Here is a 17,762-nt window from a genome sequence, read left to right as displayed (position 1 = left end):
CTGCAGTAGATTAAAATCAGTAGCTGCAATTTTGGTTGTATAGTTATATTGTTTCTATTAAACACTAAAAAATGCGAAGTTTGACGGATTCAATTTTCAAATAAACCTTCCAAAATTATAGAATAAATGAAACGAAAAATACTGTTGTTTACTCTTTTCATTTGTCTATCACATTTTTTTTCAGAGGCTCAAACTAACACGTACAAAAGTGAATTCGGATTCAGAAGTGAAAACGACTCCTACCTTGCAAGTGGAAAAGACCGGTATTATACCAATGGCTTATTACTAACCTTCAGAACTGCATTGGATCAAAGCACATTGAGAAACAAAAAACTCAATAAAATGATCTTCGAATTTGAAGCAGGTCAAAAAATATACAATCCTCAATCGGGAAGCATCCTAGATATTGTCTATGTTGACCGCCCCTTTGCTGGGTATTTATATGCCGGAGCCGCTCTTAACCTATTGTATAATTCGGAAAATAATCTAAAGCTAAGCCTGCAGTCTGGAACTATTGGGCCAGCCGCTCTAGCACAAGAAGCACAAGAATTAATGCACAATGGTTTTGGGTTTTACAAGATTAATGGATGGCAGTGGCAGGTTAAAAATGAACTAGCCATAAATGCAACTGCAGAATATAACTATTTAATCAATCGTTCAAACTCGGGCAAGCTTGATTTATCAGCTAACTCTTATATTAATATTGGAAACACTTTTTCAGGAGCCGGGCTTGGTATCATGTTCCGTACTGGAGCACTAAATCCATTGTATAATTCAGCAAGTATGCAAAGTAGGCTTTCAAATAATAATGCTCAACAGGATAAACAAACTAGAGAGTTCTTTATTTATGCAAAGCCCATGTTGAATTATGTTGCCTACGATGCCTCCATTCAGGGTGGCCTCTTCATAAAAGATAAAGGACCTGTGTTATTTAATATAAAGCCAGTTGTTTTTAGTCAGCAGGCAGGTGCAATTTATTCGCAAAACCGATTTACTGTCGATTTTTCAATAATATTAAAGACCAGAGAAGTGGAAAGTATAGCAAAGTCAGATCAATTTGGTTCCATTGCATTATTTTATAAATTTAATTAAATCTAAACAGTACTGATCTAATCATTAAAATTTCTACTTCGGCTCATTTTTTTCAAAGCTGTTAATTGCTTTGATTTTAAACGTTTTTCTATTGCTGATTTTTTGGGCTTACTTAGTTTTCTGGGCTTTGGCTTATATAATGCCTTATTTATTAGAATAATAAGCTTATCCAAACTCCGCTCTTTATTATGCAACTGACTTCTCTGCTCTTCTGTAACAATCTGAAGTATACCTTTTGAATTAATTCGGTTAGAAAGTTTTTGAACTAACAATTCCTTTTCTTCTATAGTAAAATGCGACGACAACTTAATATTTATATTAAGTTCAACCTTGCTTGATACTTTATTCACATTCTGCCCACCCTTGCCTCCGCTTCTCGAAGTCCGGAATGTTATTTCATTCAAAAGTTCCTGTTTAGAAAATGTCATGCACAAAAATAATCAATAGAAATTAACAGGAGCCGTGTAAAGTCTTTTATAAGATATCCAATGCAAATCCTATTTTTGTAGCAATGAGTAAAAATATTGTTGTAGCCATTGACGGATATTCTTCATGCGGAAAAAGCACCCTGGCTAAAGCCTTGGCTAAAAAATTGCACTTCATCTATATTGATAGCGGAGCCATGTATAGGGCTGTAACCCTATTTTTTCTTAGGCAAAACATTGATCTAAAAGATCAAGAATCGGTATTAGATGCATTAGGTAAAATCCAGATTGATTTTCTGACTGCAGATAATCAAACATTAATTACTCTAAATAGCGAAGATGTTTCAAAAGAAATACGTCAGATGCCTGTTGCTGATAAAGTAAGTACAGTTAGTGCTATTAAAGATGTTCGCATTGAAATGGTTAAACAACAGCAAAGAATGGGCAGGTCAGGCAATATTGTAATGGACGGGCGCGATATAGGGACGGTGGTCTTCCCGAATGCAGATCTAAAATTATTCATGACCGCTGACCCTCAGATCAGGGCAGAAAGAAGATATAATGAACTAATCAGTAAGGGTGAAAAGGTTAATATGGAAGATATCTTTGAAAATCTTGCCAAACGCGACTACCAAGACACCACCAGAGAGGAAAGTCCATTGATTCAGGCAGAAGACGCCGTGGTATTAGACAATAGCCATATTGATGAAACACAGCAACTGGAATTTGCTATGGGATATATCAAACCACTCTTAGCTAAAAAAATATAAAGCATTAAACACTTCTCACAAGTATAATCTTCATTTGCTTAGTAAGATAACCACTTCTATATTAAGCCAATGGAATGATTGATCAATTATTTTCATCTTCGAAGAATTCATACTAAAGCCTTCCAAAATGCATATTCACAGTATATAATGACAAAATATATTGGATGAATTTACTTTTTTTTAAATAAAGCGATTAGAATCAGCACGTTCTGTATGTAATTAATTGAAAATAAAGCATAAAATATTTTTTAATAAAAATGAATTTTCTACCTTTGCAGTCCGATTTAATATCGGAAAAAGGAGATAAATTAATTAATGGCTAAAAAACTAGAAGCTGAAAAGGAGTTAACTGCTAAACAAGCAGAACTTCAAGGCGAAGAGACCACTACGGTTAAACAAAAGGAAACCATTGAATCAGAAGCTGATTCTGTGTCGATCGAAGAGATCAAATCAAAAACATTAATCACCCCTACCGGCGATTTTGACTGGGATGCGGATGATAAAGGTTTCGGAAATTACAGTGCTGCAGACCGTGAAAAGTTTGAAGAAATGTATGCAGGAACTTTCAATTCGATTAACAAAGGCGAGATTATCTCGGGTATTGTTGTATCGATCAACAACAAAGATGTGGTATTAAACATTGGGTTTAAATCTGACGGTTTAGTATCATTATCAGAATTCCGTGATACACCTGACCTTAAGGTTGGTGATTCAGTTGACGTATTTGTAGAATCACAAGAAGATGCTAACGGGCAGTTAGTATTATCTCGTAAGCGTGCAAAAACTCAGCGTTCATGGGAAACGATCAATGAAGCTTTGGATCAAGACAAAATTATTACTGGTTTTGTTAAGAGCCGTACAAAAGGTGGATTAATTGTGGACATTATGGGTGTTGAAGCTTTCCTACCTGGATCGCAAATTGACATTAAGCCTATCCGTGATTATGACGTCTATGTAGGTAAAACAATGGAATTTAAGGTTGTTAAAATTAATCACGAATTCAAAAACGTTGTTGTATCACACAAAGTTCTTATTGAAGACGATTTAGAAAATCAAAAAACTGAGATCGTTGCGAAACTGGAAAAAGGACAAGTACTTGAGGGTACAGTTAAAAACATTACTGATTTTGGTGTGTTTATTGACCTTGGTGGCGTAGACGGTTTATTACACATAACTGATATTTCATGGGGCCGCATAGAGCATCCTCGTGAGGTGTTAAACCTTGATCAGAAGATCAATGTTGTTGTTTTAGATTTTGATGACGAGAAAAAACGTATCGCATTAGGATTAAAACAATTAACTTCTCATCCTTGGGAAGCGTTAGACACGACATTAGAAATCGGATCTAAAGTTAAAGGTAGAATTGTTACGGTTGCAGATTACGGAGCATTCCTAGAAATCACCCCAGGTGTTGAAGGTTTGATACACGTATCTGAAATGTCATGGTCTCAAAATCTTCGTAATCCTCAGGAATTCCTGAAAGTTGGCGATGAAGTTGAAGCTCAGGTATTGACATTAGATCGTAACGAGCGTAAAATGAGTCTAGGTATCAAACAACTTACACCAGATCCATGGAAAAACATCGTCGAGCGTTACCCTATCGGTAGCAAGCACAAAGCTGTTGTTAAGAACATGACTAACTTTGGCGTATTTGTTGAGATCGAAGAAGGCATTGACGGATTAATCCATATTTCTGACCTTTCATGGTCTAAGAAAGTAAATCATCCAAATGAATTCACTAAAGTAAGTGAAGAACTTGATGTGGTTGTCTTAGAACTTGACGAGGCTAACCGTAAACTGAGCTTAGGCCACAAACAGTTAGAAGAAAACCCTTGGGAAACTTTCGAAACTGTGTTCACAATTGACTCAATTCATGAAGGAACTGTCTTAAAAGTTACAGATAAAGGCGCTATCGTTGCATTGCCATATGGTGTTGAAGGATTTGCTCCAACAAAACACATGGTAAAAGAAGATGGATCTTCTGTAAAAAATGAAGAGACTGCTGAATTCAGAATCATTGAATTCAATAAAGATTCTAAGCGTATCGTAGTTTCTCATGCCCGTATTTGGGAAGAGGCAAAAGCCGAAGAACGCAAAGAAGAATTCAATGCTAAAAAGAAAGAAGCAAAAGCTACTACTACTGCCGTTAAAAAGGTAAAAGAGTCTGTTGAAAAATCTACTTTAGGTGATCTTGGTGTATTGGCACAATTGAAAGAAAAGATGGAAGGTGCAGAAAGCAAAGCCAAAAAAGCAAAGAAAACTGAAGATGACGCTTCAACAGCTAGTACTAATGCAGTTGAAAGCACAGAAGAATAAGCTTTAAAGTTTTTTTATATTATTAAAGCCCTGATTTACATCAGGGCTTTTTTTATTTATTTGAATATTGGCAATATATTTTAACTTCTAAATACAAATTATTTAATCTTTGCTATTAAATTAAAGAATTCAAGACAAGGGTATTATAATTTTTTATACTTTTGCTCAAATTATACCACTGATGCAAACATTAACTCTGCTAGACGGTCAAAGATTCCAGATCACCATTCAGCGCCTTTGCCATCAGTTAATAGAAAATCACGACAATTTTCATAATTCAGTAATTATAGGTATTCAGCCACGCGGAGTATTTCTCGCAAATCGAATCATCGAAGAGTTGAAAAAAACCTTGCCAAACGTTAAAATTGAAAGCGGGAACCTAGATATCACTTTCTTCCGGGATGATTTTCGTCGCAAAGATGGATTGTTAATTCCAAGCAGTACGGAGATAGATTTCATAATTGAAGAAAAAAAGGTAATTCTGGTTGATGACGTTTTATGGACTGGCAGAACCATACGTGCAGCTATGGATGCCTTGCAGTCATTTGGCAGACCAGAAAAAGTTGAACTACTCACCTTGGTGGATAGGCGATTTTCAAGGCATCTACCTATTGAAGCTGATTATATCGGAATCAAGGTAGACACAATAGATTCACAAAAGGTTATCGTAAATTGGAAAGAAACTGATCATGAAGACAAAGTAATCTTACTATCAGAAAAATAATGGCAGAACAAATTCTTACTTTAAGTACTAAACACCTGCTGGGAATAAAAGATCTTACAAGCAGAGATATCGAATTGATTTTTGAGACAGCTGATACTTTTAAAGATGTACTTAATAGGCCAATTAAGAAAGTCCCTTCTCTAAGAGATGTAACCATCGCCAATATATTCTTTGAAAACTCTACCCGTACACGTTTATCCTTTGAACTTGCGCAAAAAAGATTGTCAGCAGACACTGTAAATTTTGCAGCCTCATCTTCATCTGTAAGTAAAGGCGAAACATTGATTGATACGGTAAACAATATCCTATCTATGAAAGTAGATATGGTAGTTATGAGGCACCCCTATGCAGGGGCAGGCATATTTCTAAGCAAACATGTTAATGCTCAAATAGTAAATGCTGGAGATGGAGCACATGAACATCCAACTCAGGCTCTTTTAGATGCTTTTTCAATCAGAGAAAAATACGGTGAGGTTAGCGGAAAAAAAATTGCAATAATTGGCGATGTACTTCATTCAAGGGTAGCCCTTTCGAATATACTTTGTCTTCAAAAATTAGGAGCAGAAGTAATGGTTTGTGGACCAAGCACACTGATCCCTAAATACATTGGCACGCTAGGTGTAAAAATCGAACATGACCTTCTAAAGGCGCTCAACTGGTGTGATGTTGCCAATATGCTACGCATTCAACTGGAGCGTCAGGATATTAAATATTTTCCATCATTAAGAGAGTACTCCATGATGTATGGACTTAATAAACAACTACTTAACTCGCTTGATAAGGAAATAACAGTGATGCACCCAGGTCCAATTAATCGTGGGGTGGAGATTACCAGCGATGTGGCTGATAGCAAACAATCTATCATCTTAGATCAAGTAGAAAATGGAGTTGCTATCAGAATGGCAGTTCTATACCTTCTGGCCAATCAACGCAAGTAATTAATTAAATCACTTTGAAGTGACTATTTTTTTTTAAATAACTTCATTAATAAAAATTCGTTACTATTCTGTTTTCAACACATGTTAATTACTAATGTAAAAGTCTGAGACGGTTTAGATTAAATTAGCACTTATTATTTTGCTTACATATGTACAGAAATTACACAATCTTCACTTTGATTCTTGCATTTCTTACAATTCCGGCGCTAGCTCAAAACTCGGCATGGTTTAATTTGAACCAGGACTATAAAAGCGGAATTGAATTAGTAGAAAAAGGAAAATATGCTGCGGCTTCCAATCAATTTAATCGCGTACTAAAGAATGATCAAAAATCAAACGTAAAAGCAGAAATTAATCCTGAGATCAACCTTCTAAAAGAAAATGCAAGGTATTATATTGCATTATGTGCATTAGAACTTGGGAATAGCGATGCAGAATCCTTATTTGAAAGCTTTATTCGTGCTAATCCTGCAAACAACTTTACGAAGCTTGCATTTTACCAGGTTGGACGCTCCTACTTTGCGCTGAAGAATTATCCAAAGGTAATTGAATGGTTGAAAAAATTAGAAGGAACTGGTTTATCTGGCAAAGAATCGTATGAATATCGATATAAATTAGCCTACTCCCATTTTGAAATCAAAGAATACGACCAAGCAAAAGTTCTCTTCGCTGAGCTGAAAGATCAAAAAAGCATTTATAATGAACAGTCCATTTACTATTTTGCTTATATCAGCTACCTTCAAAAAGACTATAAAAAAGCATTGATAGAATTCGAGAGATTAAAAGGATCGGGTTTGTATGAAAATAGTTACCCATATTATATTTCTGCGCTATATTTCCTTGACAATCGGTATGATGATGTATTAAGTTATGCCATTCCTATACTCAAGTCAACAAAACAACTCTATGAAACAGAAATGTTTCGAATTGTTGGGGCATCCTACTTTGCAAAATCAGATTATACCAATGCAGGCATTTATTTTCAAAATTTTCAAGGAAAAGATCAGGGAAAAACGCAGAACAATCAGGATAATTATCAAATCGGCTATACTGCATTTAAGCTAAAAGATTATAAAAAAGCAATTTTGGAGCTTGAAAAGCTAGAAACTGCAGATGAATATTTTCAGAGTGGAATGATTGCTTTAGGTGAATCATTTCTTAAAACCAATACAAAACAAGCAGCTAGAAGTGCATTTTTTAAAGCTTCTAAATTAACATTCGACAAACAATTACAAGAAGAAGGTCTTTTCAACTACGCTAAACTATCTTATGAACTTGAATTCCATCAAGTAGCGCTAGATGCTACTCAACAATTCATAAAAACCTACCCAAACTCAGTAAAATTAGATCCAGCAAAAACTTTATTGGGAGAGATCCTGCTGACCACAAAAAATTATAAAGATGCCATAGATATCCTTGAAAGTATCCCTAATAGAAATCGTGAAGCTAACGCGGTTTATCAAAAGGTGACTTTTTATAGAGGTCTAGAATATTATAATGAGCGTGCTTTCCAGAATGGCATTTCTATGTTTATGCGATCCAATAAATATGCTGAAGACGATGAAATTCATTCACTATCAACTTATTGGCTGGCAGAAGCGATGTATGAGGTTAGAAAATTTGGAGAATCGGTTGATAATTTTGAAAAATTCATGAGCCTTCCGGCTTCACGAAAAACTGAAGTATATAATTTTGCTCATTACGCATTGGCTTACGCTGCCTTTGAGCATGAGAGTTATAGAAAAGCTGCTACATACTTCACGCGTTTCCTTCGTGGCAATGAAAAAGACGCAAATACAATCAATGACGCTATACTTCGATTGGCAGATTCATATTTTGTTTTAAAAAATTATGAGGAAGCACTAGTTTACTATAACCGGATTATTGCATCAAAAACTTCAAGTGAAGATTATGCATTGTTTCAACGAGGAATGATACAAGGCTTACAGGGGCAGAACGACTCAAAAATTGCAACTCATCAATCCTTATTACAACAGTTTCCAAAATCAAACTATTCGGATGATGCAAGTTTCGAAATTCCCTATACTTATTTTATTAAAGGTGATTTTGAAATTGCAAAAACAGATTTAAGCGCACTGATTCAAAAATATCCAAGAAGTAGCTATGTACCTCGTGCATTAATTACGATTGGCCTGGTAGAACTTAACCAAGATCAGGAAGAAGCGGCAATAGTGACATTTAAGCGCGTAGTGAGTGAGTACACTACTACAGACGAAGCAAAATTAGCCTTAGAATCCATCAAAAATATCTACCTGCAAAAATCGGATGCTACCGGTTTTCTAGATTATGCGAATACGACAAGTATTGGAAACCTAAGCACGTATGAACAGGATAATATCACTTTCCAGGCAGCAAACAATCGGTTTCTTACGGCTGACTATCAGGGTACATTTGAATCAGTAAATGCCTATTTTGATAAATTTCCAAAAGCTGTACATGACAAACATGCCCGCTTTATTAGGGCTGAAAGTCTAGTTAAACTTAAAAGGCCAAATGAAGCGATTCCGGATTATGAGTTTATTCTTAATGACTGGACCAGTGATTATACAGAACGTGCCCTGATTAGCATTTCAAAGATCTACCTTGCTCAAAAGAAATACAACGAGGCAATCGTCCACCTTAAAAAACTTGAACTAACTTCTGAGTATAAAGCTAATTATAGTTTTGCTGTTAATAATTTAATGGAGGCTTATTCGAGTATGAATTTACCAGATGAAACACTTCAGTATGTAAAATTCATAAAAGAGTCTAATAAATCATCTGAAGAAGACCTATTCAGAGCAGGACTTTATTCAGGAAAAGCTAATCTGATTATTGGGGATACCATTCAAGCAGTTAAAGACTTTACTGAAGTTGCAGAAAAAACACAAACCGTAACAGGTGCCGAAGCAAAATACAATATGGCTAATATTCTATATCTGAGAGGTGAATACAAAACCTCTCTTTCTTCAGCATTTGACCTAACAAATAAAATGCCTTCACATGATTATTGGGTAGCAAAAACCTATATTCTAATTGCCGACAACTACATTGGTTTAAAAGATACTTTCCAGGCAAAAAGCACGCTCCAGAGTATCATTGAAAATTACGAGAATAAAGATGATGACATCCTTACACTCGCCAAAGAAAAATTGGATAAACTGAAAAAAAATAATAGATAATGAATATTCCGACTTTAAAATATACACTGATAGTTAGTTTGTTTGTTTTATCTGTTACAGCTCAGTCACAGGATAAAAAAAACGAAACTACCACCGGTACACAATCTGCAAATATTACTGAAGAAATAGAAGTTATAAGGCCATATAAGCCAGTTTTGGCAGATGCTGTTAAGATTCGCAGAAACCCTGACATGAACAGCACCAAGCCATTTAAACCAGTTTTAAGCTATAGTGTAATTGATAAAAAGCTTAATCTGAATTCGAACATCAAAGAACTTCAAGCCCAGAAAATGGAAGACGAACGTCTACCAGTGCTTTCTAATAACTATTTAAAAGTGGGTGCGGGAAATTTCAATACTGCACAGGCTGAAGCTTATTTTAATTCAGGACGTGATGCAGCATTACAAACAGGAGCTTATTTTAAGCACCTTTCGCAGCAAGGCAATTTAGAGAAACAGCAGTTTTCAAATCAGGAACTTAGCATTTTTGGAAGGTCAGTAGCTGATTCATATAGTATTTCAGGAAATTTAAGCTATGACCGCCGATCAACTTTTTTCTATGGATTTGCTCCTGCATCGAGCGCTCCAATTGATATGAGTAAACAACGCTTCAGTACTATTGCTGCTGAGGCAGAAATAATGAATAATTATGCTCAGTCCTCCCCGTTTAATTATGCAGCAAGTATAAATGCTTACCAGTTTAGTACTATTGAAGATGCACAAGAAAGCTCAATACTATTAAAAGGATATGTTAATAAAGAAATTAGTCTTTTTAATGTTGGGCTGAATGCATCGGCAGATTTCACGTCTACAAAAGACGCTGCCTATAATCTGGGAAACAATATACTAAGGGCGAATCCTTATGTAAATTTGAAAGGCAAAGGATATGAATTAATATTAGGAGCAAATATTGTACAAGAATTTGGCGCAAAAAACCGCCTCAATATTTTCCCATCTGTATCGGCAGAGCTTCCTGTAATTCCTGAATATGCAGTTGTATTTGCAGGGGTTAATGGAGATGTATTAAAAACCTCTGTACGAGATCTAGCTCTGGAAAATCCATTTTTGAATAAAGATCTATCAATTAAAAACTCATTGGAGAGTATCAATTTACAAGCTGGAGTTAAAGGAAATGTAGGCGCAGAATTTGGATACAAAATCATGGGTTATTTTAAAAACATTGATGATATGCAGTTAATGGTAAATAATCAAACGATAGTTAACCGCTTTGATGTGATCTATGATAATGGCACGAGTACTATATTTGGTCTGGAAGGTGAATTAAATGTAAAAGCATCTGATGTATTTAGCATTGGTGGTAAAGCACAAATCTTCAAATATGATCTGGCTAATCAAACTCATGCCTGGTTCAAACCAACTGTCAGACTAATCTCTAATGCTAGCGCTCAGGTTAATCAAAAGCTTTTTCTGGATACCGAACTTCTTTTTCAGGGTGAAACATATGCAAGAATTAATACAGCTGGAAGTGGATTTTCTTCAAGTACCCTTAAAGGGTTTATTGATCTTAGTGTAGGTGCAGAATATAAGGTGCATAATAAAATTGGAGTTTATTTGAGAGCTAATAATTTAACCGGACAATCCTATCAGAGATATTTATATTATCCTAAAATGGGACTTACCTTATTAGGCGGAGCGAACTATTCATTTTAAGGCTTAGTTTGGCAGCTTAACAATTTAAATTTAAATTAGCCACATAATGGATATAGGTTTTTACATTAGAGAACTATTACTTGAACAGGATGAAATAAACGTTGCTGGATTAGGAACTTTTATGAAAATAAGGGTTGCTGGTTCATTTAATAGCGCTAGTCATGAATTCTATCCCCCTAGCTACCAAATATTATTAAAGGAGAGTGAAACCAACGATTTAAGTCTAATTCAGTTTATTAGTGTTGAAAAAAATCTAAGTTATTCTTCAGTAGAAGAACTCATTAAAAAATTCTCAAAAAGCATATTAGAACACCTTAATAGTTCCGAATCGGCAGAAATACAACATATAGGCGTACTTTACAAAGAAGATGGACTACTTAAATTAAGGCCATCGCTTAGTTTAGGAGCCATTGATCATTTTTTCGGTTTAAAACCTGTTTCTGAATTAAAAACAGAAGTACTTCTTGCAATAAATGAGGAAATGCCTGTTAATAATGTTCATGAAGATCTAGAAGAAGAAGAATATGAAGAAATCAAGAAGACGCGAACTTGGATTATCCTATTCATCAGTTTTTTTACGATTTTAATTGCAGTTTCAGCATTGTTTTATTTCAATTTTGATTTTAATACTTTCATTAAAAACAAAAGTGCCGGCCTGTTTTCTTCTAATAATACAGTTGAGCAGGAAACACCTGAATTAATTGATTCAACAAAAATAAGTTCAGACATATTAAAAAATACTGTTGATAGTGCATCAATAGTATCCGATAGCCTAAAGCAACAAACGGATACTGCACTAACAAGTGCTAATGAATCTGATGTTCTAAGTAATACAAGCGAAGTCGTTAATTATGAGATAATTGTAGCTGCATTTTCAATAAAAGCTGAAGCCGAAATTTTCATTAAACAAATCGGGTCAAAAGGAATCCAGGCAAAGGTTGTTGAAAATATGCCTGGGAAAATGCTTAAAATCAGTGCCGGTACGTTCTTAGATGAAGAATCAGCTAAAAAAGAATTAACCAGAATACACAAAAAAATAAATAAAGATGCCTGGATAGCCCGGGTAAAACCATCCATAAATCCAAAATAATGTTTTTACTTCAAATTGATACGCTTAATCCTATTGCTGATACCGCAGCAGCTACCACTCAGACGATGCAAACCGGTGAAGAATTAAGGTTTATTGAACTCCTTTTCAAAGGTGGTTGGGTAATGGTGCCATTGGCATTACTTGCATTCATGGGCCTAGTTATATTTGTAGAGCGGTATTTAACCATTAGAAAGGCTTCCAAAGATGAAATGAACCTGATGTTGCAGGTAAAGCAGAGTGTTAAATCTGCAAAACTAGATTCAGCCCTAGCTATATGCAGAAATAGTAATACCCCACTTGGAAGAATGCTTGAAAAAGGCCTTTTACGCATTGGCAGACCAATCAAAGATATTGAAGGTGCAATTGAGAATGTTGGAAAACTAGAAGTGTCAAAACTGGAAAAGAACATCAGTATTCTTGGAATTATAGCCGGTATAGCGCCAATGCTAGGTTTTGTAGGTACAATTATTGGGGTTATTACTATTTTTCATGAGGTATCTGTTAAAGGAATCATCGAAATAGGAACCATTTCTGGCGGACTTTATGTAAAAATGATCACTTCAGCAACTGGCTTGATTATTGGTATTATTGCCTATGTATTATATCATATTCTAAATATCATGGTCGACAGAATTATCCTTAAAATGGAGACTGATGCTATTGAGTTTATTGACCTTTTAGAAGAACCAGGCAAATGAATTTAAGAAAACGCCAAAAGAGAGGAACAGTTGAGGTTCATACATCGGCTTTGAACGATATTATGTTCTTTTTGCTGCTGTTCTTTCTCCTAGCATCAGCTGTGGCAAATCCCAATGTGGTTAAGCTATTCTTGCCAAGATCAAGTTCAGGTCAATCAATCCCACAAAAAACGATCAATGTTTCAATTACAAAGGATCTTGAATACTTTGTAGAAAAGAAAAAGGTCAATGCTTCTGATCTATTTCAGAATATAGAGGTTTATCAAAAAGCATCTCCTGACCTAACCATCATTCTATATGCCGATCGTACCATTGCAATTGAAAATGTAATAGAACTGACAGATATTGCCAATAAACTGAAGATAAAACTTGTTTTAGCTACAGAAACGAAAAAATGATAGAATATCGCAGACAAGAAGAGAACAATTATCCGAAAGCATATGCCATTTCAACTGGTATTATGATCGTGTTTCTGGTGATTAGCTTTTTCATTATTGCGAGCCGTGTTGAACCCGATACAGGTACAGGTGGAATCATTGTCAATTATGGTACCTCAGAATTCGGTATGGGCGATGATTACATGAGTGTTGAAGAGCCTTCAACTTCACCAGATGCCAACAATACTTCACCAGATAAAGTGATTGTTGACAATAACACTTCAGCTGATGTGAGTTCGGAGGTTACAGATAAAGCCATTGCAACTCAAAATAATGAAGATGCACCTGAAATTGTTACTAAAGAAAAAAGTACGGCTAAATCACCTTCTGTAAGTGTGCCGGCTAAAGACAACAAGCCTGCAGTTAATCAGAATGCGCTTTATAAAGGCAAAAAAAACGATGGTCTTGGAAAAGGTGATGGAACAAGTACCGTTGCCGGCAACCAAGGAAGCACTAATGGCGACCCACTTTCGCCCGACTATGGAGAAGGTGGATCAGGTAATGGAAGTTATGCACTAGACCTAAAAAGCAGGAAGTTTACTAATCTGTCTGTTCCGAAAGATAATGGTCAAAAATATGGTAAAGTAGCTGTAAGAATATATGTAGATAAAAATGGTATTGTGGTGAATGCCATTCCTGGTGTAAAAGGAACTACCCTATCCGATAAAGATATCTGGGAAAAATGCCGTATAGCCGTTATAGGATCTTCTCTAAACAAACTAGAATCAGCACCTGATGTACAAATCGGGGTAGTGATGTTTAATTTTAAGGTTAAATAATTCAGCCTCCAATTTTTTATTTCCCCACAAACGATTGGCCATTTTATCAGAACTATTCATTCAAATCTATGTTCTTAAGGTATTTATAAAAAGTTGAAAACTACAGTTATTGTAATTAATCGTAATTTTCCTGCTCATCTTATTTAGCGATGCTCTTGTTTCCTAAGTTCTAAAAACAAGCGCTAATCAATCAACAGATGATTCAATTTATACCAAGCAAAATTTTTATCTACAGACCAAAAAAATAGTAATTTCAAAGTTCCTGAAACAGAAGATATTTTAAATATCAGGCCGTTTTAATTTACCTTACATTTCCAGAATAGGATTCTCTTCAGGATATTAGCAAACAAAATCATTAGGACATTAATGAATTATCCTGAAACTCTCCACTATCTATATTCAAGGCTTCCGATGTTCAGTAGCCTTGGAAAGGGCGCAATTAAACCGGGCTTACAGAATACAATAAAATTCTGTCAGGAACTTGGAAATCCACAAAAAAAATTCAAATCTGTTCATGTCGGTGGCACCAACGGCAAGGGTTCAACCTCGCACATGCTGGCTGCCATACTTCAGGAAGCGGGGTACAAAACAGGCTTATACACCTCGCCGCATCTCCGCGATTTCAGAGAGAGAATCCGGATAAACGGAGAAATGATCGCTGAAATAGAAGTGATTCAATTTGTAGAAGCTCATCAGCAGTATATAGAAGAATTGGAGCCCTCATTTTTTGAGGTTACTGTAGCTTTGGCATTTGAATACTTTTCTGCACAACAGGTAGACATCGCAATTATCGAAGTAGGGCTAGGTGGTAGTCTTGATTCTACTAATGTGATTTATCCGGAATTAAGTGTGATTAGTAATATTGGCTATGATCACATGAATATTTTAGGAGATTCCTTAAATGAGATCGCATCGCAAAAAGCCGGTATAATAAAACACCAGGTGCCAGTAGTTATTAGTCAACGACAAGATGAAGTTGAAGACATATTCATCAATAAGGCATTTGAAATGAATTCAGTTCTTACTTTTGCAAGTGATGAATGGGATATATTTAGGTCTCAAACACAAAATAACTCATCTAGATTACTGAAATTAGAAATCAGACAAAAAATAACTACTGAAATTCCTGTTTTTAGTTTTAACAGTATTGAATTAGATCTTACCGGAAGCTACCAATTAAAGAATCTGGCAGGCGTATTAAGCGCTGTAAAGCAATTAAAACTTATTGGCTATCAAATAGATGACCAAGATATCCTGTCTGCTTTAAGGCAGGTAAAAAAGCTTACTGGCTTGATGGGGCGCTGGCATTCGCTAAATTATAATCCACAAATTATTTGTGATACCGGACATAATGAAGATGGGATCAGGGAGGTAATCAAAAATATCAATTTAACACCTCACAAGGAGCTTCATATGGTTATTGGCATGGTGAAAGACAAGGATATTTCTAAAATTTTGAGTCTATTACCTCAAAAAGCATATTATTATTTCTGTGAGCCAACTATTCAAAGAGCAAAGCCGGCAAATGACTTGCAATTAGAAGCAGCTAAATTTGGACTGAAAGGTGCTTTTTATCCAACAGTACAAGCCGCTTTTGATCAAGCAAAAAAGAATGCAGGAAATACCGACCTTATTTTTATCGGTGGCAGCACCTTTGTAGTAGCTGAAATTATTTAAAAATTAGAATACTATTCTTTTTATGGATTCCTTTTGATACTATCATGCAAAAGGTAAACAAACAGCAGGCTTTAATCGTTTCAGCAAGAATTGCACAAACCCCAGTGGCTAGTAATTCACTTTAAAAAAATCATAAATAAGCGCTTTTCTCCGACACTTTAAGCAATTAAATAATAAGCTTAGCTGCTAAACTTCCATTGCGGTTTACCCTAAAACAAAGAACCGGCAACAAAAAAATGTGCCGGTTCTCACAATAAGGATTAAATAAAAATAACTCTTTTAACTACTCTTATTTTTATCCAATGCTTTCCACATATAAAAAATAGGTACACCTGTTAACACGATGATCAATCCGGGCCAGGTAAAATTGGGCTTGTAAATAATAAGTAAAATACAAAAGCTGATTCCCATAATAATGTACAATGCCGGAAGAAAAGGATATCCAAAAGCTTTGTAAGGTCTTTCTGCCTCTGGTCGTTTAACTCTTAAGATGTAGATTCCCAAAATTGTCAATACATAAAAAATAACCACAACAAAAGAAATCATATCGAGCAGGTCGCCATATTTTCCACTCAAGCATAAAACAGATGCCACCAGACATTGTAACCATAATCCGAATTCAGGAACGGCATGCTTATTTAAATTGGCTGTCTTTTTAAAGAACAAACCATCATTTGCCATGGTATGGTATACCCGGGCTCCAGCCAAAATTAATCCATTATTACAACCAAAAGTCGAAACCATAATCATAAGTGCAATAATTACTGTTCCAACATTACCGAATATCACACTTGAAGCAGCAACAGCAACTCTGTCTTTTTCTGCATATGCAATTTCTTCTAAAGGCAGCACTGCCAAATAAACAAGATTGGCAAGAACATATACAATGGTTACGATCATTGTACCCAGAAATAAACTCAATCCGATATTTCTCTTCGGATTTCTAACTTCACCGGCAATGAAGGTCACGTTATTCCACGCATCACTGCTAAAGATAGAACCAACCATGGCCGCAGCAACTGCACCTAGAGCGGCAGCAATGGTGAGCGACTGAAATGTACCATCAGGGTTTAGCTTTTGCATGCTCCATGCATTCTCCCAATTAGATGTCCATATTTCAGGCTTCATTACAATAAATCCAAAGATAATCAGACCAAAAAGACTTAGCAATTTGGTTAGGGTAAATGAAGTTTGAATCATTTTACCACCCTTTACTCCTTTTGTATTGATATAGGTAAGCAATATAATTATACCAATTGCCAGAACCTGTGCTGCCGATATTTTAACTGAACCCAGAGTAAATAGGATGAGATCTTCACTAACCTGAGGCCATAAATATGCGGTAAACTTTGAAAAAGCCACTCCAACCGCTGCTATAGTACCAGTTTGTATTACAGCAAAGAAACTCCAGCCATATAAAAACCCCACCAATGGGTTGTAGGCTTCTTTCAGATAAACATACTGTCCACCAGCCTTAGGAAACATTGCACTGAGTTCTCCATAGCTAACCGCTGCAATTAAGGTCATTAATCCGGTAATTAACCAAACAGCAATCAGCCATCCGGCAGAACCAACATTACGAGTAATATCAGCTGCAACGATAAAAATTCCTGAACCGATCATACTACCTGCAACCAGTAATGTTGCATCTAAAAGACCGAGCTCTCGCTTCATTTCATTTTGGTCTAAAGCTTCATTCATATTAATATTGAGTTTTGATTTAAGATTAAACTTACATTAAAAAAATATCTGTAATCAATAAAATTATTCAAAATCCGATTATTCTTTATTTAGTGAAAAAAAAAGTACAAAAAACTCAAATTAATAATTTACATAACTAACTCATAATCAGACGCTATAGATATAACATGGAAGAAAAATGATTGAATATCCTAACATTCTTAATTTCAGTGTTTGATTAATAGAATAAGCCTGCTATTTTTGCCGATTGTATAAGAAAAAAT

14 protein-coding genes are annotated in these 17,762 nt (G+C 35.4%); 12 read left to right on the top strand and 2 right to left on the bottom strand.

Translation table 11 applies throughout. The features are described from left to right. Nucleotides 1–126 precede the first annotated feature (126 nt). Complete coding sequence (locus ACIQZ6_RS01400; RefSeq protein ID WP_395807450.1) at nucleotides 127–1,092, top strand: lipid A deacylase LpxR family protein; 966 nt, start codon at nucleotides 127–129, stop codon at nucleotides 1,090–1,092. 17 nt (nucleotides 1,093–1,109) lie between these two features. Here the strand turns inward: ACIQZ6_RS01400 and arfB are convergent, their stop codons facing one another. Beyond that, nucleotides 1,110–1,520 (bottom strand): alternative ribosome rescue aminoacyl-tRNA hydrolase ArfB, encoded by a 411-nt coding sequence (gene arfB / locus ACIQZ6_RS01395; protein ID WP_395807448.1) that lies wholly within the window; start codon nucleotides 1,518–1,520, stop codon nucleotides 1,110–1,112. An 83-nt stretch (nucleotides 1,521–1,603) separates the two neighbouring features. Between arfB and cmk the strand changes: the two genes are divergently transcribed. The 11 genes from cmk to ACIQZ6_RS01340 all read left to right on the top strand — a co-directional run bounded on the left by cmk (nucleotide 1,604) and on the right by ACIQZ6_RS01340 (nucleotide 15,798). Next, on the top strand, nucleotides 1,604–2,287 hold the full coding sequence (gene cmk, locus ACIQZ6_RS01390) for a (d)CMP kinase (RefSeq protein WP_395807446.1): 684 nt from the start codon (nucleotides 1,604–1,606) through the stop codon (nucleotides 2,285–2,287). Nucleotides 2,288–2,602: 315 nt separating this feature from the next. After that, a complete protein-coding gene (gene rpsA, locus ACIQZ6_RS01385) occupies nucleotides 2,603–4,603 on the top strand; it encodes a 30S ribosomal protein S1 (RefSeq protein WP_395807444.1) in 2,001 nt (666 codons plus the stop codon). 181 nt (nucleotides 4,604–4,784) lie between these two features. Continuing rightward, entirely contained in the window at nucleotides 4,785–5,327 is a 543-nt protein-coding gene (gene pyrR / locus ACIQZ6_RS01380) for a bifunctional pyr operon transcriptional regulator/uracil phosphoribosyltransferase PyrR (protein WP_395807443.1), read from the top strand. Then, nucleotides 5,327–6,265, top strand: a complete 939-nt coding sequence (locus ACIQZ6_RS01375; RefSeq protein ID WP_395807441.1) for an aspartate carbamoyltransferase catalytic subunit — start codon at nucleotides 5,327–5,329, stop codon at nucleotides 6,263–6,265. The genes pyrR and ACIQZ6_RS01375 overlap by 1 nt, the downstream gene beginning before the upstream one ends. A 149-nt stretch (nucleotides 6,266–6,414) precedes the next feature. Further along, a complete protein-coding gene (locus tag ACIQZ6_RS01370) occupies nucleotides 6,415–9,447 on the top strand; it encodes a tetratricopeptide repeat protein (protein WP_395807439.1) in 3,033 nt (1,010 codons plus the stop codon). After that, nucleotides 9,447–11,117: a TonB-dependent receptor gene (locus tag ACIQZ6_RS01365; protein WP_395807437.1), complete on the top strand. Its 1,671-nt coding sequence runs from the start codon at nucleotides 9,447–9,449 to the stop codon at nucleotides 11,115–11,117. Before ACIQZ6_RS01370 ends, ACIQZ6_RS01365 begins: the two co-directional genes overlap by 1 nt. A gap of 46 nt (nucleotides 11,118–11,163) precedes the next feature. Next, a complete protein-coding gene (locus ACIQZ6_RS01360) occupies nucleotides 11,164–12,207 on the top strand; it encodes an SPOR domain-containing protein (RefSeq protein WP_395807435.1) in 1,044 nt (347 codons plus the stop codon). Then, a complete protein-coding gene (locus ACIQZ6_RS01355; protein ID WP_395807433.1) occupies nucleotides 12,207–12,905 on the top strand; it encodes a MotA/TolQ/ExbB proton channel family protein in 699 nt (232 codons plus the stop codon). Before ACIQZ6_RS01360 ends, ACIQZ6_RS01355 begins: the two co-directional genes overlap by 1 nt. Further along, nucleotides 12,902–13,303: an ExbD/TolR family protein gene (locus ACIQZ6_RS01350; RefSeq protein ID WP_395807431.1), complete on the top strand. Its 402-nt coding sequence runs from the start codon at nucleotides 12,902–12,904 to the stop codon at nucleotides 13,301–13,303. The genes ACIQZ6_RS01355 and ACIQZ6_RS01350 overlap by 4 nt, the downstream gene beginning before the upstream one ends. After that, nucleotides 13,300–14,121, top strand: a complete 822-nt coding sequence (locus ACIQZ6_RS01345) for an energy transducer TonB (RefSeq protein WP_395807429.1) — start codon at nucleotides 13,300–13,302, stop codon at nucleotides 14,119–14,121. Before ACIQZ6_RS01350 ends, ACIQZ6_RS01345 begins: the two co-directional genes overlap by 4 nt. A gap of 366 nt (nucleotides 14,122–14,487) precedes the next feature. Then, nucleotides 14,488–15,798 carry a bifunctional folylpolyglutamate synthase/dihydrofolate synthase gene (locus ACIQZ6_RS01340; protein WP_395807427.1) on the top strand — a complete coding sequence of 437 codons (1,311 nt, stop codon included), beginning with the start codon at nucleotides 14,488–14,490 and terminating at the stop codon, nucleotides 15,796–15,798. Nucleotides 15,799–16,077: 279 nt separating this feature from the next. Here the strand turns inward: ACIQZ6_RS01340 and ACIQZ6_RS01335 are convergent, their stop codons facing one another. Continuing rightward, entirely contained in the window at nucleotides 16,078–17,499 is a 1,422-nt protein-coding gene (locus tag ACIQZ6_RS01335; RefSeq protein ID WP_395807425.1) for an APC family permease, read from the bottom strand. Nucleotides 17,500–17,762: the final 263 nt, after the last annotated feature.

Origin of the sequence: Daejeonella sp. (assembly GCF_044348475.1) — a bacterium.
Taxonomy (GTDB): domain Bacteria; phylum Bacteroidota; class Bacteroidia; order Sphingobacteriales; family Sphingobacteriaceae; genus Daejeonella.
Note: the sequence above shows the minus strand (reverse complement) of the source record. Positions and strands in the feature narration are given on the sequence as shown.